Annotated in this window: 1 protein-coding gene; it reads right to left on the reverse strand. The window is 38.9% G+C overall.

All coding sequences use genetic code 11. The features are described 5' to 3' along the window. Positions 1–141 precede the first annotated feature (141 nt). A complete protein-coding gene (tnpA, locus tag HMPREF0631_RS03190; RefSeq protein ID WP_002843375.1) occupies positions 142–603 on the reverse strand; it encodes an IS200/IS605 family transposase in 462 nt (153 codons plus the stop codon). Between the last annotated feature and the right edge of the window lie 102 nt (positions 604–705).

The raw sequence follows: 705 nt of genomic DNA on the forward strand, positions 1-705 counted from the left end.
AAATCATGACCACCCGTCCAACGGGTGGTTTGCACACGGGCTATAAGCCCAAGGGTTACCGGCCAGCGTCTAAAGGCGCTGGCTTTCACTCTGTTCAAGCTCGGCCTTTGACTCGTCGCTACCCTTTAAAGGGTATTTGTATTACTTGCCATCCCTAAAGGGATCTTCATACTCCTTGACACTTAATTTGTCCAAAGCTATATCGTGTCTTTCCTGTTCCTGAATATATTTCCTTATTGTTGCCTCATTTAATCCCACAGTACTTACATAATATCCTTCAGACCAAAAGTGTCTATTTCCAAATTTGTACTTTAAATTTGCGTGCTTATCGAACATCATCAATGCACTTTTTCCTTTGAGATATCCCATAAACTGTGATACACTTAACTTAGGTGGTATACTCACCAACATATGGACATGGTCAGGCATCAGATGACCTTCGAGTATTTCAACACCTCTGTATGAACATAGTTGTCTCAATATCTTACCAATACTATTTCTGTATTGATTGTATATTATTTTTCTCCTGTATTTTGGAGTAAACACAATGTGATATTTACACATCCATTTTGTATGAGACAAGCTGTTCGCTTTGTTTGCCATAAAATCACCTTCCTATTCGTATTATTGAGCTTGAACAATTCAATTATACTATGGAATGGTGATTTTTTTGTATAACATCTGTCGCGCACCCGCATAGCGGGT

Source organism: Peptostreptococcus anaerobius 653-L (genome assembly GCF_000178095.1).
Taxonomy (GTDB): domain Bacteria; phylum Bacillota; class Clostridia; order Peptostreptococcales; family Peptostreptococcaceae; genus Peptostreptococcus; species Peptostreptococcus anaerobius.